The sequence below is a fragment of the Brevundimonas sp. T2-11 genome (genome assembly GCF_055397675.1).
In genome coordinates this window covers 1,696,185-1,720,759 of sequence record NZ_AP027920.1, presented here as the reverse complement: position 1 = coordinate 1,720,759, position 24,575 = coordinate 1,696,185, and the positions used below count along the sequence as shown (strand labels likewise).

Below are 24,575 nucleotides of genomic sequence, written 5' to 3'. Positions count from 1 at the left end.
CGGAGACAATGACCGGCATGCTAGGAATTATCGGGCAAGCCCTGATCTATGTCGTGCCGTTCCTGCTGGTGCTGACCCTGGTCGTCACTGTTCACGAACTGGGCCACTTCCTGACGGCCCGCGCTTTCGGCGTGAAAATGGAGCGCTTCTCCATCGGTTTCGGCCGCGCCCTGTTTCAGCGCACCGACAAGCACGGCGTGGAATGGCGTCTGGGCTGGTTGCCGCTGGGCGGTTACGTCAAGTTCGCCGGTGATCTGGACGCGACGGGCGTGCCCGACAAGGCCGGGCTCGACGCCTTGAAGAAGGAAGTGGTCGCCGAGCACGGGGTCGGCGCCGAGAAGGACTATCTGTATTTCAAGCCCCTGTGGCAGCGGGCCCTGGTCGTCGCCGGCGGCCCCTTCGCCAATTTCGTGCTGGCCATCTTCATCTTCACCCTGCTGTTCAGCCTGGTCGGGGTCGAGCTTCGCCCTGCGCGAGTCGTGCAGGTGCAGGTGAATTCGCCAGCCGCCGCCGCCGGATTCCTGCCGGGCGACCTGATCACGCACGTCAATGGCAAGCTGATCGCCGATGGCGGTGAGGTCACCGGGGTCGTGGCGCTGAGCAGCGGGGACCCTGTGCGGTTCACGGTTGAACGCGCCGGGGCCGAGGTGCTTCTGACCGCAACACCCGAACGCCGGATTGAGAATGATCCTATTGCTGGGCGGGTCTCGATCGGTCGCATTGGCCTTGGTCTGGGATCCAGCCGCGACGAGGTGCGCCATGTCCGCTATGGACCGGTCGAGGCCGTGGGGCAGGGGTTCAGGCAGACCGGATCGATACTGAGCACGACCTTCACCTATATCGGCCGCATCTTCACTGGTCGGGAATCGGGTGATCAACTCAGCGGTCCGCTGGGTATCGCCAAGGCCTCCGGGGCTCTGACCAACGCCGCCGTCGCCGCCAACCCGGACCCTGTGGCCATGGCGGCGAATCTTCTGCTGACGCTGACACAGTTCGCCGCCATACTTTCGGTCGGAATCGGTTTTCTAAATCTGCTGCCCGTTCCGGTGCTGGATGGGGGGCATCTGATGTTTTACGCCTATGAGGCGGTGGCGCGACGGCCTGTTGCGGCCAGGGTTCAGGAGGCGGGATATCGCGTCGGTCTTGCTTTGCTGGCCAGTTTAATGTTGTTCGCCACCTGGAACGACCTGCAGAAACTCAATCTTTTCCAATTCCTCGGCGGGCTCGTCTCGTGAGCCGACGCCAGCCCCCGATGGTTTCCCGAATGATCCAGAACGACAGTCGCCTCATGATCCGAACCCGTGGCCGTATCCTTGGACCCAGCGTGCTGGCCCTGGCGGTCGCCGCCGGACTGGCGGGGCCCGCCCTGGCGCAAACATCGCCGACCGCCGCGGCGCCTGCTGAAGACCCGCAAGTCGTTGTGACCGCTCCGGCGGAAGATCGCGCCGTGGTCAATCGTATCGTGGTGCGCGGCAATCAGCGGATCGATCAGACGACGGTCCTGTCCTATCTGCCGATCCAGCCTGGCGACACGATCGACGCCGCCGTGATCGACGTCGCCGTGCGCACCCTGTCGCGGACCGGCCTGTTCGCGAACGTGCAACTGGGCCTTCAACCGAACGGCGACCTGATCGTCGAGATCGCCGAGAACCCGATCATCAATCAGGTGACCTTCGAGGGGAACAAGGCGCTCACCGAGAAGAAGCTGCAGGACGAGGTCACCATCAAGCCTCGCGGCATCTACACGCGTGCGCGGGTGCAGGAAGACGTCGGCAAGATCATCGAGCTGTATCGGCTGTCGGGCCGCATTTCGGCGACGGTGACGCCCAAGCTGGTTCAGCTGGAGCAGAACCGTATCGACGTGGTGTTCGAAATCGACGAGGGACCGGAGACGGGCGTCGCCGCCATCACCTTCCTGGGCAACACGGCCTTCTCGGACAGTGATCTGCGTGAAGTCATGGTGACCAAGCAGTCCAGCTGGTGGCGCCTGTTCAGCTCGAACGATAACTACGATCCCAACCGTCTGGACTACGATCGGGAACAGCTGCGGAAATTCTATACGAACCGCGGCTACTATGACTTCCGGATCCTGTCTTCGGTGGCTGAGCTCAAGCCGGACGGCAGCGCGTTCGGCATGACGCTCACCCTCGACGAGGGCGACCGCTACAAGTTCGGAGACGTGAAGGTCGTCACCGAGAATGATCGTTTGAATGCGGACTTCCTGCAGCGCCTTCTGCCGATCCGGTCGGGGGATCTGTATGAAAGCGATCGTATCGAGAACGCCGTTGACGCCCTGACCTTCGCGGCCGGCTCCGCAGGCTACGCCTTTGTTGAGATCAATCCGACCTACCGCGCGAACCCGGACACCGACACGGTGGACGTCACCTTCAATCTTCGGGAAGGTCAGCGGGTCTACATCGACCGTATCAATGTGGTCGGAAACACCCAGACCCTTGATTCCGTTATCCGCCGTGAGCTGATGGTCGGGGAAGGGGACGCCTTCAACCGCAGTCTGGTGGAGCGTTCGCGTAACAATCTGCGCGGCTTGGGCTTCTTCAAGGACGTCAAGATCGAGGAGACGCGCGGCAGCGCCCCTGACCGCACCGTTGTCAACGTCACGGTTCAGGAGCAACCCACGGGCGAACTGTCGGTTGGAGCGGGCTTCAGTTCGGTGGATTCGTTCGTGCTGAACCTGGGGGTCACGCAACGCAACTTCCGCGGTCGCGGCCAGAATGTCGTGGCGCGTGCGGAATGGGGCTCGCTGCGCCAGCAGATCGACTTCCGCTTTACCGAGCCCAAGTTCCTGGGCCGGGATTTGCGGGCCGGTTTCGACCTGTTCCACACCCGTTACGATCTGAGTGAATATTCGTCCTATGACTATCGCTCGACGGGCGCGGGTCTGCGTCTCAGCTATCCGCTGAACGGCTATTCGCTATTCAGCCTGCGCTACTTCCTGAAGGACGACGAGGTCATCATTCCTTCGGGCTATTGCAACGGCACCGGTTCGTCGGCGCTCTGCGATCAGGCGGGCTCCTATATCAACTCGTCGGCCGGCTATACGCTGATGGTTGATCGCAGGAACGATCCGGTGCGTCCGACGCGGGGCTGGACGGCTTCGCTGCGTCAGGACTTCGCCGGCATCGGCGGGGACGTGAACTACCTGAAGACCGAGGCGGACGGCGCCTGGTACTGGGGCATCAGCCCGGCCTGGGTGGTGAGCGTCCAGGGATCGACGGGTTACGTGTCGGGCTGGAACGGCGATCCGATCCGGATCAACGACCGTTTCTTCAAGGGCGGCAACACCTTCCGTGGTTTCGAGACGGCCGGTATGGGCGCTCGCGATCTGACCACGACGGATGCCTTGGGCGGCAACTTCTACGCCATCGGCACGGTCGAGCTGACGGTGCCGAACTATCTGCCCGATGAATATGGCATCAAGACTTCGCTGTTCGCGGACTTCGGCACGATCGGCATGCTGGATGATCGGTACAAGATCAATTCGAGCACGGGCCTGCCCAACGCCAACATTGTTGACGATCTGAGCCTTCGCGCCGCCGCCGGCGTCAGCATCCATTGGCGTTCGCCCATGGGTCCGATCCGCTTCGACTTGTCAAAGGTCCTGTCGAAGGAAGACTACGACAAGACCGAGACTTTCCGCTTCTCCACCTCGACCCAGTTCTAACTGCAGCCTTCCAGACTGCTCAAAGGTTCAAGATGAAACTGTTCGCTATCGGCGCCTTCGCCATCGCTTCGCTTGCCGCTTCGTCGGCCCTGGCTCAAACCCAGGCTCAGGGTCCGCAAAACCCCGGTCCGGTCCTGCCGGGCGTTTGCTCGGTGTCGGGAGAGCAGGTCCTGCTCGGTTCCTCGGCGGGCCAGGCCCTTCAAGCCCGCATGGTCCAGCTGGCTCAGGAGGTCCAAGGCGAAATCGCGCCGTACGCCCAGCAGGTCCAGACCGAGTACCAGGCGTTGCAACAAGGCGCTTCGACCATCCCGGCTGATCAGCTGAACCAGCGCCGCCAGGCCCTGCAACAACGCGTCCAGGAAGCCCAGCAACTCGAGCAGACCCGTGACAACGAGCTGCGTTACACGCAGAGCGTCCAGGCCAAGGCGATCGAAGACGCTGCTCGTCCGATCATTCTCGCAGTCTACCAGGAGCGCGGTTGCGGCGTCCTGCTGCGCGGCGAAAGCATCGCCTACATCAATCCGGCGATGGATATCACCGCCGCAGTGGTGCAGCGTCTGAATACGGCTCTGCCGACGGTCAGCTTCAACCGCATGCCGGTTCCGGCTCAGCCGCAGTCGTAAGACGGGCCATGCCCGATCCGAGGTTCTTTCAGACCCTGTCGTCCCTGACGGTCGCCGTCCTCGCCGAGCATATCGGCGGGGAGGTGGTCCGGGGCGGCGAAGTCGTCATCTCGGCCGTCGCGCCCCTGTCCACAGCGGACCGGGGCGCGATTGCGTTTCTGGGCGACCGCAAGTTCGCCGCCGCCCTGGCCGAGACCAGAGCCGGATGCGTGATCGTGCCGGCTTCTGCGGTCGATCTGGCGCCGGCTGACGCCGCCGTCATTGTCTCGGGCGAGGCTCAGGCGAGCTGGGCGCGGGCTTCCGCCCTGCTGCACCGACCGATCCGCCTGGACCGCGCCATCAGCGCCGCCGAGGCCGCCGAGGACGATACCGTGGTGATTGAGCCGGGCGTGGTGCTGGGCCAAGGCGTCCGCATCGGGCGCGGCACGCGCATCGGCGCCAATACCGTGATCGGGCCGGGCGTCCAGATCGGTCGTGACTGCCTGATCAGCCCTGGCGTCACCGTCGGCTTCGCCCTTCTGGGGGACCGAGTGAAGCTGCTGGCGGGCGCGCGGATCGGCGAGTCGGGCTTCGGCGCCGCTGGTTCGAAGGCCGGGCCGGTGGATATTCCGCAGCTGGGTCGGGTCATCCTGCAGGATGGGGTGACGGTCGGCGCCAACTCCTGCATCGACCGCGGCGCTTATGACGACACCGTCATCGGCGAGAACACCAAGATCGATAATCTGGTCATGATCGGCCACAACTGCGTCATCGGGCGCAACAACCTGATGGCAGCCCACACCGGCATCTCCGGCTCGGTCACCAGCGGCGACAACTGCATCTTCGGCGGCCGGGCGGGCGTGGGCGACCACATCACCATCGGCGAAGGCGCGCGCGTTGCGGCCGGCGGCGGCGTGTTGGCTGACATTCCGCCGGGCGAAATCTGGTCCGGCTATCCCGCCAAGCCGCTGCGCCAGTTCTTGCGCGAGACGGTGTGGCTGTCCAAACAGGCGTCCCAGAAGAAGGGCGCGAAGGAATCGAAAGAATGAGCGAAGACAACAAGATCGACTACGCCGAGGTGATGCGTCGCCTGCCGCACCGCTATCCCTTCCTGCTGGTCGACAAGGCCGAGGATTTTGTGGCGGCGACCTCGATCGTCGGCATCAAGAACGTCACCCACAACGAGCCCTTCTTCCCCGGCCACTTCCCGATCGACCCGGTCATGCCGGGCGTGCTGATCGTCGAGGCCATGGCCCAGACGGGCGCCCTGTTGATGTCCAAGTCGCTGGACGTGGCTGTGGCCGACAAGGTCATCATGTTCATGTCGATCGACGGCGTGCGCTTCCGCAAGCCCGCCCGTCCGGGTGACCAGCTGCGCATGGAGGTCAAGGTCATCAAGGCGCGCGGCGACGCCTACAAGTTCCGCGGCGAGACCTTCATCGACGGCAAGCTGGCCGCGGAGGCCGAGTTCATGGCCATGGTCGTCACCGTGGCGGAGCCCGCCCAGTGACCATCCACTCGACCGCCGTCATCGACGCCTCGGCCCAGATCGCCGACGGGGTCGTAATCGGTCCCTGGTGTGTCGTCGGCCCGGGCGTGACCCTGGCCGAGGGCGTCAAGCTGGTCAGCCATGTGGTGGTCAAGCAGGACACCAGCGTCGGCGCGCGGACGGTCATCCATCCCTTCGCCGTGATCGGCGGCGATCCGCAGCACAACGGCTACAAGGGCGAGCCGGTGCGGCTGGAAATCGGCGCGGACAACGTCATCCGCGAGCACGCCACCTTCAATCGCGGCACGCCGCAAGGCACGGGCGTGACGCGGGTCGGCTCGAACGGCCTGTTCATGACCGGGGCCCACGTCGGCCACGACTGCGTCGTCGGCGACAATGTCGTCATGGCCAATAACGCCACCCTGGGCGGTCACGCCCAGATCGGCGACAAGGTCTTCCTGGGCGGTCTGTGCGCCGTGCACCAGAACGGCCGGGTGGGGCAGGGCGCCATCGTCGGCGGTCTGGCCGCCGTAACGCGCGACGTCATTCCCTACGGCTCGGCCTGGGGCAATCACGCCAGCCTGCACGGCCTCAACCTGATCGGGTTGAAGCGCAAGGGCTACGGCAAGGATGCGGTGCGCCGCCTGCTGGCCGCCTATCGCGACCTGTTCGAGGGCGGCGGCGTCTTCGCCGAGCGTCTGGACCGGGTCGAAGCGACCTATGCCGACCTGCCCGAGATCATGGAGATCGTCGCCTTCAGCCGCGACGGCGCCAAGCGGCCGCTCTGTCTGCCGAACGCAGAATGACAAGCCAGGCTTCGGGGACGCCCAAGTTGGCCCTGATCGCGGGTTCGGGCGACCTGCCCATTCGGGTCGCCCAGCGTTGCGAGACCGAGGGGCGCGAGGTCTTCATCATCCGCCTGAAGGGTTTCGCCGACGCCCACCTGCACCGCTGGCCGGGACAGGATTTCGGCATGGCGGAGATCGGCAAGATCCTGAAGGCCATGCGCGCCGAGGGCTGTCGCGCGGTCTGCCTGGCGGGGTATGTGAACCGGCCGGACTTCAAGACCTTGAAGCCCGACCTGAAGGGCGCGTCCCTGTTGCCCGGCATCATCGCGGCGGCGTCCAAGGGCGACGACGCCCTGTTGCGCAAGATCCTGTCGGTGTTCGAGGACGAGGGTTTCGCCGTCGAGGGCGCGGACGACATCCTGGGCGGAGAGATGCTGGCGGCGGGCGCCCTGGGCCGCGTGGCGCCGACGGCGGAGCAACTGGCGGACCTGAAGAAGGCGCTGCATGTCGCTGAAAAATCAGGTGAACTGGACATTGGTCAAGGCGCAGTCGTCTGTGACGGCCTGGTGCTGGCGGTCGAGGCGCAGGAGGGGACGGACGAGATGCTGCGTCGTGTGGCGGGCTTGCCTGGCGACCTGCGCGGCTCGTTCGACTTTGCGCGCGGCGCCCTGGGCAAGGCGCCCAAGCCGATCCAGGACCTGCGCGTGGACATGCCGGTGATTGGGCCTACGACGGTCGAACTGGCCGCCGCCGCCGGTCTGGCCGGAATCGGCGGGTTCGAGGGGCGGCTGATCGTTATCGATCACGAAGGTCTGGTCGAGGCGGCTGACCGTCTGGGCCTGTTCGTCTGGGGCGTGGAACGATGAGCCGTCCGCTGAAGATCATGCTGGTCGCTGCCGAGGCCTCGGGCGACGCCCTGGGCGCCGGACTGGCGCACGCTTTGAAGTCGCGCCTGGGCGACGATGTCGTCTTTGTCGGCGTCGGTGGCCCCAAGATGACGGCCGAAGGCGTCGCCAGCCCGTTCGACATCGCCGAACTGTCCATTCTGGGCTGGATCGAGGGGCTGAAGGCCTATGGTCTGGTCAAGCGCCGGGTGGCCGACACGGTCGAATTGGCCAGGGCCGAGCGGCCAGACGCGGTCGTCCTGATCGACAGTTGGGGTTTCACCATCCGCGTGGCCAAGGCCTTGCGCGAGGCCCTGCCGGGCGTACCGCTGATCAAGTATGTGGGGCCGCAGGTCTGGGCCTCGCGTCCGGGCCGGGCCAAGACCCTGGCCGCCAGCGTCGATCACCTGCTGTCGCTCTACAGGTTTGACGCGCCCTGGTTCGAGCGCGAGGGGCTGCCGACGACGGTCGTGGGGTCACAGGCCCTGCACGTAGATATGGCCGGCGCCGACGGCGCCCGTTTCCGCGCCGCGCGCGGGATCGCCGCCGATGCGCCCCTGCTGCTGGTCTTGCCGGGCAGCCGCCCCAGCGAGATCACCCGCATGACGCCTGTGTTCGAAGCGACGGTGAAGCGTCTGAAAGCGGCGAACCCGTCGCTGGAGATCTCCGTCGTCGCCGCCGGCACCGTCGCCGCCGATGTGGCGGGGCGTGTCGCCGCCTGGCCCTTCCGCGCCCATCTGGTGCAGGAAGCCGACAAGTATGATGCGATGAAGGCCGCCAATGTCGCCCTGGCCACCAGCGGCACGGTCTCGACCGAACTGGCTCTGGCCGGCGCGCCCATGGTCATCGCCTACAGGATCGACGGGCTCAGCTACGCTCTGATGAAGAACCTGGTGACGGCCAAGCACATCACCCTGTTCAACATCGCCGCCGACGATCGCATCGCGCCCGAGTTCATCCAGAACGACGCCACGCCCGAGAAGCTGACCGAGGCCGTCGGCCGTCTGCTGTCGGACCCACAGGCCGCAGCCGATCAAGCCGCGCGCCAGACGGCGGCTCTGGATCTGATGGGGCGAGGCGGTCCCGATCCGTCGGAACTGGCGGCGGACGCTGTGCTGAGGGTGATCGCGGCTCGGAAGTGGTGAAGGATCAGCCTGGTTCAAGTCTGTTCCGACGTCCGATCCAGTTCAAACCGCCTAGCGCGTCATCCAGGGTTTATTCACGCCTGACTTCACAGTGACCGACTTGTCGCGCTGGAGTCCGCCTTTCTGTGGCGGGCCGGTGCGGGCTTTCTGCGCGGCCTGCTTGAGACGAAGCGCGCGCTGTGCGGGCGTCTCGGCGGGCTTGTCGTCGGGGTTGGTCATGATGGCCAGCGCCTACTTCTTGCGGAACTGGTCCAGGGAGACGACCTTGGGGCCGTCGTCGTCGCCCGAGGGCGGCGGGGCGGCGTTCGGGTCGCGTGCAGGCGGCGACAGGGGCGCGATCTCGGCCTCGACGATCTCGGGCTCCTCGAATTGCAGCATGAACTGCACGCTGGGATCGTAGAAGCGGGTCACGGCCGAATAGGGCATGGCCAGAACCTTGGGCATGCCGCCGAACTTCAGCATGATCGAGAAACGGTCGTGCTGGACGTCCAGGTCCCAGTACTGGTGCTGCAGGACGATGGTCATCTCGTCTGGATACTTGGCCAGGACGTCCGCCGGCACCGAGACGCCAGGCGCCCGTGTCTTGAAGGTGATGTAGAAGTGGTGCGCGCCGGGAATGCCGTCAGGCTCGGCCGCGCGTTCCAGCGCAGAACGGATCACGCCGCGCAGGGCGTCCTGGGCGAGCTGCTCATAGTGCATCTCATCGACCGGGGGGGCTTGATCCGTCATCAGGGCCTCGAAACTGGGAACGGCCGACTGTTACCCGCGACAGGCGAGCGACGGAAGATGCGGATTTAAGGAAAGCGACGGGATTCTGTCGCCAGGTTCCTGCGATGTCCAAGGAAGTGGGGGGCTTCTGTTGCCAGGCGCCCCCCGGGCCCCGCCTGAGGATCTGAACCCCCAGGACTTAAGTGTTCGAAATCAACCGAACCGCATTACGCGGCGAGGCGGACTTCTCCAGCGAAGTTATCGTTCGCAGTTAGATAATGGCCCGATACGGTGGGCCAGGACGGGCAAAAGCATCCTCTTTACACGTCCGTCGATGCTAGTCGGCCCCGCAGCTCCCGCCGATAACGCGGTGAGAGATTTGGTGGAGCCGCCGGGAATCGCACCCGGGTCCGGTCCGCTTATTACAGGCGCGTTTATCGCCATAGTCCGGGCGAACCCGAACAGTTCCAATATAGGCGCTCGGACGGCGGCTTCCAAGGGGAAGGTTCAGAAACCTCAGGCGAAACCCGGATGACGCGCCCATTCAGAGGTCTGGTTGCGGAACCAGGTCAGCTGGCGCTTGGCGTAATGGCGGGTGGACAGGCGGATGGCGGCGACGGCCTGATCCAGCGAGGTCTTGCCTGACAGGTGGGCGGCCAGTTCCGGCACGCCGACGGCCTTCATGGCGGGCAAGGCGGGGTCAAGGTTGCGAGCCAGGAGGTTGCGGACCTCGTCCACCGCGCCATTGTCGATCATCAGACTGACGCGTGCATCGCAGTTGGCGTAGAGGCGGTCGCGCGGGGGCTCGACCACCAGGGCGTCGTAGGACGTCGGCGTCAGCAAGGGCTTGGTGTCGGCCTTCCAGTCGCTGAGCGAGCGGCCGGTGGCCCGGGCCACGGCCAGGGCGCGGATCAGGCGTTGGCGGTCGCCGGGAGTGATGGCGGCGGCGGCCGTCGGATCGACCTCGGCCAGGCGGCGACGGAAGGCGGCTTCGCCTTCAAGGTCATAGGCGGCCTGAACCGCGTTGCGCACGGCGTCGGGTACGGCGGGAATGTCGGCCAGGCCGCGCGTCAGGGCGTTGAAATAGAGGCCGGTGCCGCCGACCAGCAGGACCGGACGATCTTGGGCCGCCAGTTCACCCAATAGCGGCATGACGGCCCGGGTCCAGCGACCGACGGACCAGGATTCGGCGGCGTCGGCCACGCCATAAAGGCGGTGCTCGGCGCGGGCTTCGTCCTCGATGGACGGGCGGGCGCTGAGGACGCGCAGGTCGGCGTAGAGCTGTTGGCTGTCGGCGTTGATGATGACGGCGCCGGTCCGCTCGGCCATTTCCAGCGCCAGACGCGACTTGCCCGAGGCCGTCGGGCCGGCGATCAGGGTGAGGCGGGGCGTTTTGGTCAAAGGAACAGGCTCGCGAACAGGACCAGAGGGCGATAGAACGCCCGCGACCGGCCCGGCAAGGGCCAAGGAGCAGAGCCTTGATCGACCGCACCGCCGTAACCGCCGCCCTCGACGCCATTGTCGATCCGAAATCCGGACAGGGGCTGGTCGCCGCCGGACTGGTGCAGGGGCTGACGGTGGCCGAAGATCGCGCGGGCTTCGTCATGGAGGTTCCGGCGGGCGAGACCGCCATCTACGCCCCGGTGCGCGACGCGGCCGAGGCGGCGCTGAGGGCCATGCCGGGCATGGAGCGGGTCTCGGTCGTGCTGACGGCTGAGACGGCCCCCGCCGCTGCACCGCGTCGCACGGCGGGCCTGTCGAAGGCGGCGACCGATCAGGGCCGGGCCAAGGCGCCGGTTCCGACGGATCGTCCTGCCCACGTGAAGCGCGTCCTGGCGGTGGCCAGCGGCAAGGGCGGCGTCGGCAAGTCCACGGTGGCGGTGAACCTGGCCGCGGCGCTGGCGGCGCGCGGCCTGTCGGTCGGGGTGCTGGACGCTGACGTCTATGGCCCGTCGCTGCCGACCATGCTGGGGCTTTCGGGTCAGCCGGATTATGTCGATGGGGCCATCGTGCCGCACGTCGCCCACGGTCTGAAGGCCATGTCGGTCGGTCTGCTGACCAAGGCCGACGACGCCATGATCTGGCGCGGGCCGATGGCCTCGCAGGCCATTACCCAGATGCTGACCCAGACACGCTGGGGAACTGAAGACGCGCCGCTGGACGTTCTGGTGGTCGACCTGCCGCCCGGCACCGGCGACGTGCAACTGACCCTGATCCAGAAGACGCCGCTGGACGGCGCGGTCATCGTCTCGACCCCGCAGGAGGTGGCCCTGGCCGATGCGCGCCGGGCCCACACCCTGTTCCAGCGGGTCAATGTTCCGACCCTGGGCCTGATCGAGAACATGAGCGGCCCGATCTTCGGACAAGGCGGGGCTGAGGCCGAAGCTGCGCGACTGGGCGTGGCCTTCCTCGGCGACCTGCCGCTGGACGCGGCCTTGCGTCAGGCTGGCGACGCCGGGCAGCCTCTGGTCTCGGGCGAACCCGACGGCGAGGTCGCACAGCGAATTGCGGCAGTGGCGGCGCGGGTGGCGGAGAGCCTCGGCCTGTAAGGCCGAGGCGTTTCCTCAGACGTCCAGATCGGCGACGGCGAAGCGGGCGTTGTCCTGGATGAACTGGTAGCGGGCCTCGGCCTTGCGGCCCATCAGGCGTTCGACCAGGTCCTCGATCTCTTCTTCGCTGTCGGGCAGGGAGACGCGCGCCAGGGTCCGCTTCTTCGGGTCCATGGTGGTCTCTTTCAGCTGCGAGGCCATCATCTCGCCCAGGCCCTTGAAGCGGCCGATCTCGACCTTCTTGCCCTTGAAGACGGTGGCCAGCAGCTCGTCGCGGTGGGCGTCGTCGCGGGCGTATTCCGACAGAGGGCCGGCGCTGATGCGGTAAAGCGGCGGCAGGGCCATGAAGAGGCGACCCTGGCGGATCGTCTCGGGCATGGAGCGATAGAAGAAGGTGATCAGCAGGGCCGCGATGTGGGCGCCGTCGACGTCAGCGTCGGTCATGATGACGATGCGCTCATAGCGCAGGTCTTCGATGTTGAAACGGCTCCCCGGCTGGACGCCCAGCGCCAGGGCCAGGTCCGACAGTTCGACGTTGGCGCGCAGCTTGTCCGCCGTGGCCGAGGCGACGTTCAGGATCTTGCCACGCAGGGGCAGGATGGCCTGGGTGGTGCGGTCGCGCGCCTGCTTGGCCGAGCCGCCGGCCGAGTCGCCCTCGACGATGAACAGTTCGGTGCCCTCGGCGGCCTGACGGCTGCAGTCCGACAGCTTGCCCGGCAGGCGCAGCTTGCGCGTGGCGGCGGCGCGCTGGACTTCCTTGTCCTTGCGGCGACGCAGGCGGTCCTCGGCGCGGTCGATGACGAAGCCGAGCAGGGCGTTGGCCTGCTTGGGGCTTTCGGTCAGCCAGTGATCGAAGGGGTCGCGCAGTAGCTGTTCGGCCAGCTTCTGGCCCTCGGGGGAGGACAGGCGGTCCTTGGTCTGGCCCTGGAATTCCGGGTTGCGAATGAAGATCGAGATCAGGGCGCCGGCGTTGGCGATGACGTCCTCGGCCGTGATCTGGGCGGCGCGCTTCTCGTTGATCAGCTCGCCATAGGCCTTGAGGCCCTTGACCAGGGCGGCGCGGAAGCCGGCTTCGTGCGTGCCGCCGTCGGGGGTCGAGACGGTGTTGCAGTAGGAGCCGATGAAGCTGTCGGCGTCGCCGAAGCCGATGGGCGACCAGGTGACGGCCCATTCCAGCGCGCCCGCTTCGCCCTTGCGCTCGGCGCGGCCGGCGAAGACGGGGGTGACGGTTTCCAGTTCGCCCACGCGCTCGGCCAGGGCGTCGGCCAGACCGCCCGGGAAGTGGAGCAGGGCCTGTTCCGGCGTGGCGTCGGTGATGCGGTCCGCCGCGCAGGTCCATTTGATCTCGACGCCGCGGAACAGATAGGCCTTGGCGCGGGCCATGCGGAACAGGCGGGCAGGCTTGAAGGCCGCGCCGACGCCGAAGATCTGCTCATCCGGCTTGAAGCGGATCAGAGTGCCCTTCTTCTTCGACGGGCCGACCTGCTGGATGGGGCCGAGGACGTGGCCGCGGCTGAAGGACTGACGCCACTCGAAGCCGTCGCGCCAGACGGTGACGTCCAGTTGCTCGGCCAAGGCGTTGACCACCGAGACGCCGACGCCGTGCAGGCCGCCCGAGGTCTCATAGGCCTTGCCCGAGAACTTTCCGCCCGAGTGCAGCACGGTCATGACCACTTCCAGCGCTGACTTGCCGGGGTGCTTGGGATGGGGATCGACGGGGATGCCGCGGCCGTCGTCGCGCACAGACAGGAAGCCGTCGGCGTCCAGATCGACGGTGATCAGCTTGGCGTGCTTGGCGACGGCCTCGTCCATCGCGTTGTCGAGGACTTCGGCGAAGAGGTGGTGCAGGGCGCGCTCGTCGGTGCCGCCGATATACATGCCGGGGCGTTTGCGGACGGGCTCCAGCCCCTCCAGCACCTCGATCGAGGAGGCGGAATAGCCGGTGGCGGCGGCCGTCGCCGTGCTGGCGTGGCTGGCGAGCTCGACCCTGGGTTCGTGCACAACGGGCGTGGATGGCGCGATTGCTGGCTGAGGCGAGGCGGGCGCCTTCACTTCCGCCTCGGGGCGGGTGGGTTCAGCGTCGTCGAGGGTAGAGAACAGGTCGGCCATCGGTTCAGTCTGAGGCGATTCGGGGACCGGTCTGGTAGGCCGCGCGACGGTTGGGTGCAAGCGTGACGCGCTCAGGCCGTGGTTCGGGATAGACAGCGCGCGCCAGGATGGCCAGGCACAGGGTCCAGGGCATGTTCTGGGCGCTGAGCAGGACGCTTTCGGACAGGGTCAGCACCAGATAGACGCTGAGGTAGGCGATGCTCCAGAAGCCTTCGCGGCGGCCAGCCCAGGGCAGGCGCGCCACAGTCAGCGCGTAGGATGAAAGCATCAGGGTGCCGATCAGAAGGGCTCCGGGCCAGCCGAGCTGCACAAGGAGGTCGATCCAGCCGTTGTGGGCCGAAGGCACTGACCAGCCCGTCTGATGACGCACCCAGGTGGCGGGCTCGGAATCCTTGCCCCAGAAGGCGTTGTAGCCGTAGCCGGTCCACGGTCTTTGATCGATCATCCGGAACAGGGCGTCCCAGATCTCGGTGCGGCCCGTCAGGGTCGGATCCTTGCCGAGGCTCTGCAGAATTTCGCCTGACTCGAAGGTCCATAGCCACCAGGCGACCGCGGCGCCAATGACGCCGATCCAGATAGCGACGATGATCAGAGCGGGCCCTGCACGCTTCAGAAGCCACAGGATGGCGACGATGCCGACACCGAGCATGGCGCAGAGCAGAGAGGTCTTGGACTGCGTCGCCAGCACCAGCCCCAGACACAGCACGATGGTGGCGATCGGTACGGGGTGGGGGCGATCTTCTGCGGCGAGCCAGGCGGCTGCGGCGGTCGCGCCGGCCACCATGACAATGCCCATCTGGTTCTTCTGATACCAGACGCCGCGCCACATTCCGGCATTGATGTCGTGATGTACGCCGATCGAGGGAACGGCAAAGACCATGAAGAGACTGAGCAGCCCCATGACGAGGGCGCAGCAGGCCAGAAGGCGTGGCAAGTGGGCGTCGCTGAAACGAGAGCCCAGATACATGGCGAAGGAACCATTGATGGTCAGGGCGATGACGCGGCGCTGCGTCGTTTCCGGATCTATCGACCAGTATTTCGAAGCGAAGGCCAGGATGACCACGAGGCCCAGGGCCGCCCATGCTGGCCATGCCCTTATAACGGTCTTGAAGTGCAGCAGCAGCAAGCTTGCCACAAGGGCGTAAACCGGCAGCCAGACCAGGCGGAGGATCGGCGTCTCGCTCTGATCCGGGGCCAGAACCGGGCCGACAAGGGCGCCGGTCAGCATGCAGATGATGAAACCGGCGGCGATCTGCTCCCACAGCGGCGGGGCGGCCGGAGCCGCCATCGCCTCTGGACGGATCGTGCGCGTAGCGGCACGGTCAGCGATCTGCGGGGTGGGAAGGTAGGCCATGACCAGTCTGATGCGCGTTCGACGACCGGGAGAACACGCTCGGGTCGGTTTTGTCGAGCTGTTCTTTGACCTCGTCTTCGTCTTCGCCATCACCCAGGTCAGCCATCTGCTGCTGGCGCACCTGACGCCGCTGGGCGCGCTGGAGGCCGCGATCCTGCTGGCGGCGGTCTGGTGGGTGTGGATCGACACCAGCTGGATCACCAACTGGCTGGACCCCGAGCGGGGGCCGGTGCGGTTGATGCTGTTCGCCCTGATGGCGGCGGGCCTGATCATGTCCACCTCGCTGCCTCATGCGTTCGGAGACAAGGGGCTGTTCTTCGCCTGCGCCTTCGCCTCCATTCAGGTGGGACGCAGCCTGTTCACCCTGTGGGCTGTGCGCGGATCGCCCACGCAGAAGGCGAACTTTCAAAGGATTTCGTGCTGGGCCCTGCTGGGAGCCGCCTTCTGGATCAGCGGCGGACTGGCCGAGGGACAGACCCGGCTGGCGATCTGGCTTGTCGCCCTGGCCCTGGAATTCACCGCGCCGGCCGTGGCCTTCTTCGTGCCGGGGCTGGGTCGGTCCAGCACGACGGACTGGGACGTGGAGGGGGCGCATCTGGCCGAGCGGGTCGGCCTGTTCGTCATCATCTGCCTGGGCGAGTCTATCATCATCACCGGGGCGACCTTCGCCGAACTGGCGTGGACGCCGACGGTCGTGACGGTCTTCGGGTCGGCCCTGATCACCACCATCACCATGTGGTGGCTCTTCTTCAGCGAGGCTCATGAGGCGGGATCAGAGACCATCAGCCACGCCGCCGATCCCGGCGCTATCGCCCGACGCACCTATACCTATTGCCCGATCATCGTGGTGGCGGGGATCGTGGTGACGGCGGTAGGCGACGAGCTGGCCCTGGCCCATCCGTGGGGCGCGGCGGGCGTGGCGACGACGGTGGTCCTGATCGGCGGACCGATGCTGTTCCTGCTGGGGACCGCCCTGTCGGTTTACAGCATCTGGGGCAGGGTCGCCTGGCCGCGCGTCGCCGGGGTAGCGGCCCTGGGCATGGCGCTGCTGTTCGGGCAGGGACTGTCGCCGCTGGCCCTGACCATGACCTCGACAGCCATTCTGGTGCTGACGGCGATCTGGGAATCCATCGCTGGCCGTGGAAAGGCCTAGGAGGCCTTCTCCACGAAGGTGTCGATGACCTTCTTCTCGCCCGCCTTGTCGAAGGCGACGATCAGCTTGTTGCCCTCGACGGCGCGCACGGCGCCATAGCCGAACTTCTGATGGAAGACGCGGTCGCCGCGCGACCAGTCGCCGCTGGACTTGGGCGCGACGGGACGGCTCTGCCCCTCGATGATCGCCTTGCGGGCGGGTGCCGAACCCGAAGATGGGCGCGAAGGCGGGTTTGAGCTGAAGCTCTGGGCGCGTTTCCAGCCGGGGCTGGAATAGCCGGCGCCGAACGAGGGGCTGTCGTCCCAGCGGCTCTTGCTTGCCTGCTGCATGCCGGGCGCGCCGCCGCCGTTGTAGTAGCCGGTGTCAGATTGCGGATCGACGTGGGCGAGGGGCAGTTCGTCGACGAAGCGGCTGGGCAATTGCGAGGTCCAGCGGCCATAGACCATGCGGTTGGCGGCGAAGCTGATGCGCGCGTCGCGCTTGGCGCGGGTGACGCCGACGTAGGCGAGGCGGCGCTCCTCCTCGAGGCCCTTCATGCCCTTTTCGTCGATGCTGCGTTGGCTAGGGAAGACGCCTTCCTCCCAGCCGGGCAGGAAGACCAGCGGGAACTCCAGCCCCTTGGCCCCGTGCAGGGTCATGATCTGAACCGAGCCCGTCTCGGAATCCTGACCGGCGTTGCGTTCCAGGTCCATGACCAGGGAGACGTGCTCCAGATAGGCCTGCAGGGTGTCGAAGGCCTGCATGGCCTGGGTCAGTTCCTTGAGGTTGTCCAGGCGGGTCTGGCCGCTGGTGCGGTCGGCCTTCTGCATCTCGGTGTACCCGCTTTCGTCCAGCAGGGTTTCGGTCACCTGCCAGTGGGGCGTTCCCATGGTGGCCAGATCACGCCAGCGGTCGAGATCGCGCACGAAGTTGGCCAGGGGCGTGCGGGTGCGGGCCTGAAGCTCGTCCGTCGTGATCAGATGGCGGACGGCCTGCATGGCCGAGACGCCGTTCTCGCGGGCGATGTGCAGGATCTTCTGGACGCTGGTGTCGCCGATGCCGCGCTTGGGCACGTTGACGATGCGCTCGAAGGCCAAGTCGTCGTCCTCGGACTGGATCAGGCGCAGATAGGCGTGGGCGTCGCGGATTTCCGCCCGCTCGAAGAAGCGGGGGCCGCCGATGACCTGATAGGGGATGGCCAGCATCAGGAAGCGCTCTTCGAACGCCCGCATCTGGAAGGAGGCGCGGACCAGAACGGCCATGTCCTTGTACTTCATGCCCTGCTTGCGGGCGGTCTCGATCTCGTCGGCGATCAGGCGGGCCTCGGCCTCGCCGTCCCAGACGCCGCGCACGCGGACCTTGTCCCCGCTGTCGTCCTCGGTCCACAGGGTCTTGCCCAGACGGTCCTGATTGGCCGCGATCAGGGCCGAGGCGGCGCCGAGGATGTGCTTGGTCGAGCGGTAGTTGCGTTCCAGCTTGACGATCTTCGCGCCCGGGAAGTCGCGTTCGAAGCGCAGGATGTTGTCCACCTCGGCCCCGCGCCAGCCGTAGATCGACTGATCGTCGTCGCCGACGCAGCAGACATTGCCGGTCGAGGAGGTCAGCAGCCGCAGCCACAGGTACTGGGCGACGTTGGTGTCCTGATATTCGTCCACCAGGATGTAGCGGAAGCGGTTGCGATATTCCGCGGCCAGATCAGCGTGTTGCGACAGGATGGTGAGGTTGTGCAGCAGCAGGTCGCCGAAGTCGCAGGCGGTCAGCGTGGCCAGGCGCTTCTGATAGGCGGCGTAGAGAGCGTGGCCCTTGCCGTTGGCGAAGTCCTCGCCGGGCGGCAGCTTTTCGGGCGTCCAGCCGCGGTTCTTCCAGTGGTCGATCAGGTGGGCCAGGGACTTGGGCGTGTGCTTCTTGGTGTCGATATTGGCCGCTTCGAGCAACTGCTTCAGCAGCCGCTCCTGATCGTCGGTGTCCAAGATGGTGAAGCTGGACTTCAGTCCGACCAGCTCCGCATGGCGGCGCAGGATCTGGGCCGCGACCGAGTGGAAGGTGCCGAGCCAGCGCAGGCCCTCGGACGACGGGCCGATCAGGTGGCCTATGCGCTCGCGCATCTCGCGCGCGGCCTTGTTGGTGAAGGTGACGACCAGCAGTTCCCACGGCTTGGCCCGGCCGGTGGCCAGGATATGGGCCAGACGGGTCGTCAGGACGCGCGTCTTGCCCGTGCCGGCGCCCGCCAGGACCAGAACTGGCCCCTCGGTCGTCTCGACCGCCAGTCGCTGTTCGGGGTTCAGGCCGGACAGATAGTCGGCCGCGCCTTGTGGCGAGTGGCCGCGCGCCAGGTCGGAAATACGGGGGGGAGGCAGGTCGGTCACAGGATAAGCGGCTCACGCAAGGCGGATTCGGAGGAGAACATAAGCAGCACAGCGGCCAAAGTCAGGCCCCGTTGGAAATTGGCGGACGGGAACCGCCAAGCCTGACCCCCGTTCTTTCGGCCTTAGCGAAGCGATGAGGAGCCTGTGAATGACGGACCCCAATATCCCGCCGCCCGAACGTGTCGTGCATCAGACGACGATCAATACCGGCGCCGAGCGCAAGGGCGGCGGCGGGCTTCTGGCCTTTATTCTCGGTGGCGTGGTCGTGGCTATCGCCGTGATCGGCTGGTTCCTCTACTCGGGCGGAAACCCGCCCGCCGCGCCGGAAACGCCAGAGGTCAACCTGGACATCAATGTCCCGGCGCCCAAGCTGCCCGAAGCGCCGAACCTGCCGGATGTGCCGCGTCCGGCCGAGCCGCCGACCGTGACCGCGCCGAGCAGCCCGGAACCGCAGGGGTGACGTGCCCGGCCCGGTCATCCTGAAGCGCGCCTACGAGGCCGCCTCGACAGACGACGGGCAGCGCGTGCTGGTCGATCGCCTGTGGCCGCGCGGCGTCAGCAAGGAGAAGGCAGCGATCGACCTGTGGCTGAAGGAGATCGCGCCCAGCACGGCCCTGCGCCAATGGTTTGGTCATGATCCCAAGCGGTGGGACGGATTTCGGCAACGCTATCGCGCCGAACTGGACGCCAACAGCGAGGCCGTCCAGCAACTGAGGGATGTGATCCGCAAGGGTAGAACCACTCTGGTCTATGGCGCGCGGGATGAGGCGCACAATGACGCCGTGGTGCTGGCGGACTACATCGGTGAGCGGGGGCCTATTTCAGCCGATAGCTGATGGTGGTGACGACGCGCACCTTCTTGTTCAGCGAGGTCGCTTCGTCGCCGAAGCCGTCGCGCGGCAGGATTTCGAACGAGCCCTGGCCCGCCGACTTGATCGGCCCCAGCGGTGCGCCGGAATCCTTGGCGAACTGCACGGCGCCGGTGCGGGCGGCGGCGGTAGCCTCGGCGATCATGGCGGGGCGTACGTCGTTCAGCCTGGTGAAGATGTAGGATGGACCCTGGAAGTCCTGCAGCACCACGCCCTGACGCACCAGATCGTTCAGATTGCGGGTGGTGGTCTGGACCCGGTCGACGTCATTGGTCCGCACGATCACGGTCTGGGTCAGGATGAAACGCGGACCCCCGGTCTGACTGGCGTATTCGCGCGAGCGGGTGTCGGCGACGCCGAGCGGGCCCAGATCGACGGCGGTGTCGGGATAGCCCTGGGCCTTGAGGAACTGACGCACGATGGCCAGGTCGCCGTCGATGCGGGCCTGAACCTCGGACAGGATGTCGCCCGAGGCGGTGAAACGGATGGGCAGGACGGCCAGATCGGCCTTCACGTCCTTTTCCGCCAGACCGCGCACGGTGACGGAGCGGTCGCCGGCGCGGGCGTTGACCACGCCCTGACCGATCAGGGCGCCGCCGCCGATCAGGCCGACGGCCAGCAGGCCGCCAAAGACGGCGGCGGGGATCAGTCGCTTGTCGGCGGTCATGCGTCTTCTCCGGCGAAGCTGCGGTCGCCGCCGGCCCATTGCAGGGCCAGAACCCGGCAAGCCGAGGCGAGGGGGCGACGGCCGCGCCAGGCGTCGATGCGGATCAAGAGGGCGGCGCGGCCCAGGTTCAGTTCGGCCCCGATGGCGTCCAGCACGGCCCAGAACTCCGGCTCCAGCGCCACCGAGGTGGCGTGGCCGGACAGGAGGACGGAACGCTTGGCGAGGCTGCTCACGGTCTAGCGAACGCCGACCATCATGATGTCGGCCTTGTTCGACGCGCCGTTGGTCAGGACCGAATGGCGGGTGTCGGTGGTGAAGCGCAGGGCGCCGGCCGGGTCGCGGATCTCGGCGCGAACGGCGTAGGTGTGGCGCGGGTCGATCTGGCTGTTCGGCACCGACAGGGTGACGGCGTAGGGCGGGCCACGGCCATCCAGCGGTTGCTTGGTTTCGGCCATGACGCGGGCTGGGGCGTCCATCAGGCTGACGTCCTCGACCCTGACCGTCAGCACGTGGCCAGGCGTCAGCATGATGCGCTCGCGATAGGAGGCGGTCACGTCCACCTGGGTCGAGGCGGCCTCGTCGCCCGGCATGCTGGAACAGGCGGCGACCACGAGGGCGAGCGGGGCGATCAGCGGAAGGAAGCGCATGGCGGAGGGTCCTATGAGGGGATAGCTTAGCAGAACGCGCGAGCGTCACATAAGGCTGCAAGACGTGAGGCGCGGCGGTCGCGATCCGATGCTAACGGAGGTTCCGCTTTCGTTTTCGTTGAGTCGCCTTGAGGCCCCGCCCGTGACCGAGACCGCGTCCAAGCCCCTGATGTCTCCGGCCGTCCTGGCTCTGGGCGGAATTGGCGTCTGCGCCCTGATCTGGGGCACGACCTGGTACGCCATCACCTTCCAGCTGGGCGCGGTCGATCCGGTGGTGTCGGTGGTGATGCGTTTCGCCATCGCGGCGGCGGTGCTGGCCCTGGTGGTCAAGGCGACCGGCGGAAAACTGGCCATGACGCGGCCGCAGCACCTGATGGCCATGGGGCAGGGGTTCTTCTCCTTCGCGATCAGCTACGCCTTCGTCTATGCGTCCGAGGAGAAGATCGCCTCGGCCGTGGTGGCGGTGATCTTTGCGGCCCTGGCCTTCCTCAACCTGATCCTGTTCCGTGTGGCCTCGAAGCAGAAGGCGGCGCCGGCGGCCTGGCTGGGCGCGGGCATGGGCGTGATCGGTGTGGCGGTCCTGTCGGGCGGCGAGGTCATGGGGGCTGGGCTGGGACTGCACGCGGTCGAGGGCGTGACCTTCGCCGTGATCGCAGTCGTGGCCTCGGCCTTCGGCAACTGGTTCGCCTGGAAGGGGCAGCAGGCCGGGGCGCAGGTCCTGCCCGGCACGGCCTGGGCCATGGCCTACGGCACGGGGGCCCTGGCGCTCTACGGCCTGATCACCGGGGTGTCGTGGTCGGTGGCCTGGAGCCCGGCCTATGTCATTTCCCTGTTGTATCTGTCGCTGTTCGGCTCGGTGATCGCCTTTGGCCTGTATTTCACCATCGCCCGGGCGCGCGGCTACGCCTTGGCCAGCTATATCTCGGCCTTGACCCCGCCGATCGCCATGCTGGTGTCGTGCTGTCGAGGGGCGAAGTTCGGCTGGATCGCCTTCGTCGGGCTGGGCCTGGTGCTGGCGGGGCAGTTGTTCCTGATCCGCGCGCCGAAGCGGTCGGCGGCCTAGGTTTCAGGCTCGTCCAGCTTGTGGCCGTCCAGGCGGGCGGCGTCGCGGTCGCGCTCCTTCTGCGTCGTCAGGCGCTCGGCCCTGGTGCGACCGAAGGCCAGGCGGTTGGCGTCGGCGGTGCGCCTGGCCTCGGCCTTGTCGCGGGCCTTTCTCGCCTTGTTCAGATTGACGATCTCGCCCATCAGGCGCGACCAGACGGGGGCGCGAACGGGAAGGTTGGCGACATCGTGAACTCCTTCGAGCGGCAATCGTGATGGACCCGTTCGCGACGCGGGCCGTTTCACCATCACCCCAAACAGCCATGGAGAGGGTCATGATAAACGCCTCGATGATCAAGGAACATCTTGAAGTCGTCGGTTCAGACGGCGGGCACGTCGGTCGAGTGGACCATGTGATGGGCGATCAGATCGAACTGGCGAAGTTCGACATGGGGTCAGGCCTGAAGCATCACATGATCCCGGTCAGTTGGGTCGATCATGTCGACGAGCATGTCCATCTGACCATGACCAAGGACGAAGCCAAGGCGCGCTGGATGGAAAAGCACTAGCCTCGCCTTACCGCGAATTCACCCAGGCCCCGCTGTAACAGGCGGGGCCTTTCGCCATATCAGGGACGTCACGCCGTATGGCGCATGGGGAGATGACCTTGATCCGACTGATCCTGAACCTGCTGTGGTTCTTCCTCGGGGGCTTCGCCTCCGGCCTGGCCTGGCTGTTCGGCGGGCTGTTGCTGGCCCTGACGGTCGTGGGGCTGCCGTGGGCGTTTTCGGCGTGGCGGATCGCCAGCTATTCCTTCTGGCCGTTCGGGCGCGAGATCGTCTGGCGCGATCCGAACCCGGCCGATCTGGGCGTCGGCTGCCTGGGCGTCGGGCTGAACGTGATCTGGTTGGTGCTGGCCGGCTGGTACATCGCCCTGGCCCATATCCTGATCGCCGTGCCGCAGTTCGTCTCGATCATCGGCATCCCGTTCGCGCTGAAGAACGTCGAACTGGCCAAGCTGTCGCTGGCCCCTGTCGGGCGGACTATTCGGGATCGTTAGGGCAAACAGAAACGGCGGCGAGATCGCTCTCGCCGCCGTCCTTGTTTCAGTCTGCTAGCGCCGATCAGCCCGGCGAGATCATCTTCTCGGGGCGGACGGCTTCGTCGAACTCGGCGTCGGTCAGATAGCCGCCGCCGACGGTTTCCTGACGCAGGGTGGTGCCGTTCTTGTGCGCGGTCTTGGCGATCTTGGCGCAGGTGTCGTAGCCCAGCTTGCCGTTCAGGGCCGTGACCAGCATCAGCGAGTTGTTCAGGCCGCGCTCGATATTGTCCTCACGCGCCTCGATGCCGACGACGCAGTTGTCGGTGAAGCTGATGGCCGCGTCGGCGACCAGACGGACCGACTGCAGGAAGTTGTAGGCCATGACAGGGTTATAGACGTTCAGCTCGAAGTGGCCTTGCGAGCCGGCGAACGACAGGGCGGCGTTGTTGCCGAACACCTGGGCGCAGACCTGGGTCAGGGCCTCGCACTGGGTCGGGTTGACCTTGCCCGGCATGATCGACGAGCCGGGCTCGTTTTCCGGCAGGGCCAGTTCGCCCAGACCCGAACGCGGGCCGGAGCCGAGGAAGCGGATGTCGTTGGCGATCTTGAACAGCGAGGCGGCGACCGTGTTGATGGCGCCGTGGCTGAAGACCATGGCGTCGTGGGCGGCCAGGGCTTCGAACTTGTTCGGGGCGGTGGTGAAGGCCAGGCCGGTGATGGCGGCGATGTTCTCGGCGACCTTTTCAGCGAAGCCGATCGGGGCGTTCAGGCCGGTGCCGACGGCGGTGCCGCCCTGGGCCAGTTCCATCAGCTTGGGCAGGGTCTGCTCGATGCGCTCGATGCCGTTGGCGACCTGTTGCGCATAGCCGCCGAACTCCTGACCCAGGGTCAGGGGCGTGGCGTCCTGGGTGTGGGTGCGGCCGATCTTGATGATGTGGGCCCATGCCTTGGACTTGGCGTCGAGCGCGGCGTGCAGGTGCTTCAGGGCGGGCAGCAGGTCGTTGACCACCTGCTCGGCGCAGGCGACGTGCATGGCCGTCGGATAGGTGTCGTTCGACGACTGGCTCATGTTGACGTGGTCGTTGGGGTGGACCGGCTTCTTGGAGCCCATCTCGCCGCCCAGGATCTCGATGGCGCGGTTCGAGATCACCTCGTTGGCGTTCATGTTCGACTGGGTGCCCGAGCCCGTCTGCCAGACGACCAGCGGGAAGTGGTCGTTCAGCTTGCCCTCGATCACTTCATTGGCGGCGGCGATGATGGCGTCGGCCAGCTTGGCGTCCAGCTTGCCCAGGTCGCGGTTGGTCTCGGCGGCGGCGCGCTTGACGACGCCCAGGGCGCGGACGACGGGCAGGGGCTGCTTTTCCCAGCCGATCTTGAAGTTGCCGAGCGAGCGCTGCGCCTGCGCGCCCCAATAGCGATCAGCGGCGACCTCGATGGGGCCGAAGGTGTCGGTTTCAATGCGGACGTTGCTCATCGCAGGCTCGTTCTCAGACGTGGCGGG

The 24,575-nt window shown here is 66.6% G+C and carries 26 protein-coding genes and 1 other RNA gene; 15 read left to right on the top strand and 12 right to left on the bottom strand.

Annotated elements, in window-relative coordinates:
* Positions 1-8 precede the first annotated feature (8 nt).
* Genes ACZ5XO_RS08590 through lpxB form a run of 8 tightly spaced genes read left to right on the top strand, consistent with a single transcriptional unit; the run spans position 9 to position 8,590 of the window.
* Positions 9-1,235: a M50 family metallopeptidase gene (locus tag ACZ5XO_RS08590; RefSeq protein WP_464161956.1), complete on the top strand. Its 1,227-nt coding sequence runs from the start codon at positions 9-11 to the stop codon at positions 1,233-1,235.
* Between the two features lie 53 nt (positions 1,236-1,288).
* Positions 1,289-3,682, top strand: coding sequence for an outer membrane protein assembly factor BamA (gene bamA, locus ACZ5XO_RS08585; protein WP_464161955.1), 2,394 nt, complete (start codon positions 1,289-1,291; stop codon positions 3,680-3,682).
* Between the two features lie 32 nt (positions 3,683-3,714).
* Positions 3,715-4,305 (top strand): OmpH/Skp family outer membrane protein, encoded by a 591-nt coding sequence (locus tag ACZ5XO_RS08580; RefSeq protein WP_464161953.1) that lies wholly within the window; start codon positions 3,715-3,717, stop codon positions 4,303-4,305.
* An 8-nt stretch (positions 4,306-4,313) separates the two neighbouring features.
* Positions 4,314-5,333, top strand: a complete 1,020-nt coding sequence (lpxD, locus tag ACZ5XO_RS08575; protein WP_464161952.1) for a UDP-3-O-(3-hydroxymyristoyl)glucosamine N-acyltransferase — start codon at positions 4,314-4,316, stop codon at positions 5,331-5,333.
* On the top strand, positions 5,330-5,794 hold the full coding sequence (gene fabZ, locus ACZ5XO_RS08570; protein WP_121483203.1) for a 3-hydroxyacyl-ACP dehydratase FabZ: 465 nt from the start codon (positions 5,330-5,332) through the stop codon (positions 5,792-5,794). The genes lpxD and fabZ overlap by 4 nt, the downstream gene beginning before the upstream one ends.
* Positions 5,791-6,579 carry an acyl-ACP--UDP-N-acetylglucosamine O-acyltransferase gene (lpxA, locus tag ACZ5XO_RS08565; RefSeq protein ID WP_464161951.1) on the top strand — a complete coding sequence of 263 codons (789 nt, stop codon included), beginning with the start codon at positions 5,791-5,793 and terminating at the stop codon, positions 6,577-6,579. Before fabZ ends, lpxA begins: the two co-directional genes overlap by 4 nt.
* Positions 6,576-7,427 (top strand): UDP-2,3-diacylglucosamine diphosphatase, encoded by an 852-nt coding sequence (lpxI, locus tag ACZ5XO_RS08560; protein WP_464161950.1) that lies wholly within the window; start codon positions 6,576-6,578, stop codon positions 7,425-7,427. Before lpxA ends, lpxI begins: the two co-directional genes overlap by 4 nt.
* Positions 7,424-8,590: a lipid-A-disaccharide synthase gene (lpxB, locus tag ACZ5XO_RS08555; RefSeq protein ID WP_464161949.1), complete on the top strand. Its 1,167-nt coding sequence runs from the start codon at positions 7,424-7,426 to the stop codon at positions 8,588-8,590. The genes lpxI and lpxB overlap by 4 nt, the downstream gene beginning before the upstream one ends.
* A 51-nt stretch (positions 8,591-8,641) precedes the next feature.
* Here lpxB and ACZ5XO_RS08550 read toward each other — a convergent pair whose 3' ends face one another.
* The 4 genes from ACZ5XO_RS08550 to miaA all read right to left on the bottom strand — a co-directional run bounded on the left by ACZ5XO_RS08550 (position 8,642) and on the right by miaA (position 10,627).
* On the bottom strand, positions 8,642-8,809 hold the full coding sequence (locus tag ACZ5XO_RS08550; RefSeq protein ID WP_464161948.1) for a hypothetical protein: 168 nt from the start codon (positions 8,807-8,809) through the stop codon (positions 8,642-8,644).
* Between the two features lie 12 nt (positions 8,810-8,821).
* On the bottom strand, positions 8,822-9,319 hold the full coding sequence (locus tag ACZ5XO_RS08545) for an SspB family protein (RefSeq protein ID WP_464161947.1): 498 nt from the start codon (positions 9,317-9,319) through the stop codon (positions 8,822-8,824).
* Positions 9,320-9,434: 115 nt separating this feature from the next.
* Positions 9,435-9,800, bottom strand: a transfer-messenger RNA (tmRNA) gene (gene ssrA / locus ACZ5XO_RS08540).
* A gap of 14 nt (positions 9,801-9,814) precedes the next feature.
* On the bottom strand, positions 9,815-10,627 hold the full coding sequence (gene miaA, locus ACZ5XO_RS08535; RefSeq protein WP_464164883.1) for a tRNA (adenosine(37)-N6)-dimethylallyltransferase MiaA: 813 nt from the start codon (positions 10,625-10,627) through the stop codon (positions 9,815-9,817).
* 149 nt (positions 10,628-10,776) lie between these two features.
* Here miaA and ACZ5XO_RS08530 point away from each other — a divergent pair, with 149 nt between their 5' ends.
* Positions 10,777-11,847, top strand: coding sequence for an Mrp/NBP35 family ATP-binding protein (locus tag ACZ5XO_RS08530; RefSeq protein WP_464161946.1), 1,071 nt, complete (start codon positions 10,777-10,779; stop codon positions 11,845-11,847).
* A gap of 15 nt (positions 11,848-11,862) precedes the next feature.
* Here ACZ5XO_RS08530 and parE read toward each other — a convergent pair whose 3' ends face one another.
* Together parE and ACZ5XO_RS08520 are read right to left on the bottom strand one after the other, a co-directional pair.
* Positions 11,863-13,956, bottom strand: a complete 2,094-nt coding sequence (gene parE, locus ACZ5XO_RS08525) for a DNA topoisomerase IV subunit B (RefSeq protein ID WP_464161945.1) — start codon at positions 13,954-13,956, stop codon at positions 11,863-11,865.
* Between the two features lie 4 nt (positions 13,957-13,960).
* Positions 13,961-15,310, bottom strand: coding sequence for an O-antigen ligase family protein (locus ACZ5XO_RS08520; RefSeq protein WP_464161944.1), 1,350 nt, complete (start codon positions 15,308-15,310; stop codon positions 13,961-13,963).
* Between ACZ5XO_RS08520 and ACZ5XO_RS08515 the strand changes: the two genes are divergently transcribed.
* Positions 15,309-16,463 carry a low temperature requirement protein A gene (locus ACZ5XO_RS08515; protein ID WP_464161943.1) on the top strand — a complete coding sequence of 385 codons (1,155 nt, stop codon included), beginning with the start codon at positions 15,309-15,311 and terminating at the stop codon, positions 16,461-16,463. The two genes, ACZ5XO_RS08520 and ACZ5XO_RS08515, sit on opposite strands and share 2 nt — an antisense overlap.
* Here the strand turns inward: ACZ5XO_RS08515 and ACZ5XO_RS08510 are convergent.
* Positions 16,460-18,808, bottom strand: a complete 2,349-nt coding sequence (locus ACZ5XO_RS08510) for an ATP-dependent helicase (RefSeq protein ID WP_464161941.1) — start codon at positions 18,806-18,808, stop codon at positions 16,460-16,462. The two genes, ACZ5XO_RS08515 and ACZ5XO_RS08510, sit on opposite strands and share 4 nt — an antisense overlap.
* A gap of 148 nt (positions 18,809-18,956) precedes the next feature.
* Between ACZ5XO_RS08510 and ACZ5XO_RS08505 the strand changes: the two genes are divergently transcribed.
* Positions 18,957-19,268, top strand: coding sequence for a hypothetical protein (locus tag ACZ5XO_RS08505; RefSeq protein WP_464161940.1), 312 nt, complete (start codon positions 18,957-18,959; stop codon positions 19,266-19,268).
* Between the two features lies 1 nt (position 19,269).
* On the top strand, positions 19,270-19,644 hold the full coding sequence (locus ACZ5XO_RS08500; protein ID WP_464161939.1) for a DUF488 domain-containing protein: 375 nt from the start codon (positions 19,270-19,272) through the stop codon (positions 19,642-19,644).
* Here the strand turns inward: ACZ5XO_RS08500 and ACZ5XO_RS08495 are convergent.
* From ACZ5XO_RS08495 to ACZ5XO_RS08485, 3 genes are read right to left on the bottom strand one after another with little or no spacing between them, the layout of a single operon-like run.
* Positions 19,625-20,344 (bottom strand): SIMPL domain-containing protein, encoded by a 720-nt coding sequence (locus ACZ5XO_RS08495; RefSeq protein WP_464161938.1) that lies wholly within the window; start codon positions 20,342-20,344, stop codon positions 19,625-19,627. The genes ACZ5XO_RS08500 and ACZ5XO_RS08495 overlap by 20 nt on opposite strands.
* Positions 20,341-20,577, bottom strand: coding sequence for a ribbon-helix-helix domain-containing protein (locus tag ACZ5XO_RS08490; RefSeq protein WP_105563465.1), 237 nt, complete (start codon positions 20,575-20,577; stop codon positions 20,341-20,343). Before ACZ5XO_RS08490 ends, ACZ5XO_RS08495 begins: the two co-directional genes overlap by 4 nt.
* A gap of 3 nt (positions 20,578-20,580) precedes the next feature.
* Positions 20,581-20,991 (bottom strand): YbaY family lipoprotein, encoded by a 411-nt coding sequence (locus ACZ5XO_RS08485; protein ID WP_464161937.1) that lies wholly within the window; start codon positions 20,989-20,991, stop codon positions 20,581-20,583.
* Between the two features lie 142 nt (positions 20,992-21,133).
* Between ACZ5XO_RS08485 and ACZ5XO_RS08480 the strand changes: the two genes are divergently transcribed.
* Entirely contained in the window at positions 21,134-22,054 is a 921-nt protein-coding gene (locus tag ACZ5XO_RS08480) for a DMT family transporter (RefSeq protein ID WP_464161936.1), read from the top strand.
* Here the strand turns inward: ACZ5XO_RS08480 and ACZ5XO_RS08475 are convergent.
* Positions 22,051-22,302 carry a DUF4169 family protein gene (locus tag ACZ5XO_RS08475; protein ID WP_464161935.1) on the bottom strand — a complete coding sequence of 84 codons (252 nt, stop codon included), beginning with the start codon at positions 22,300-22,302 and terminating at the stop codon, positions 22,051-22,053. The two genes, ACZ5XO_RS08480 and ACZ5XO_RS08475, sit on opposite strands and share 4 nt — an antisense overlap.
* A gap of 65 nt (positions 22,303-22,367) precedes the next feature.
* On the opposite strand from ACZ5XO_RS08475, the gene ACZ5XO_RS08470 reads away from it, so the two are divergent.
* Together ACZ5XO_RS08470 and ACZ5XO_RS08465 are read left to right on the top strand one after the other, a co-directional pair.
* Positions 22,368-22,601 (top strand): DUF2171 domain-containing protein, encoded by a 234-nt coding sequence (locus ACZ5XO_RS08470; RefSeq protein WP_105563462.1) that lies wholly within the window; start codon positions 22,368-22,370, stop codon positions 22,599-22,601.
* A gap of 98 nt (positions 22,602-22,699) precedes the next feature.
* Complete coding sequence (locus ACZ5XO_RS08465; RefSeq protein WP_464161934.1) at positions 22,700-23,092, top strand: YccF domain-containing protein; 393 nt, start codon at positions 22,700-22,702, stop codon at positions 23,090-23,092.
* 64 nt (positions 23,093-23,156) lie between these two features.
* Here the strand turns inward: ACZ5XO_RS08465 and fumC are convergent, their stop codons facing one another.
* Positions 23,157-24,548, bottom strand: a complete 1,392-nt coding sequence (gene fumC / locus ACZ5XO_RS08460) for a class II fumarate hydratase (RefSeq protein WP_464161933.1) — start codon at positions 24,546-24,548, stop codon at positions 23,157-23,159.
* Between the last annotated feature and the right edge of the window lie 27 nt (positions 24,549-24,575).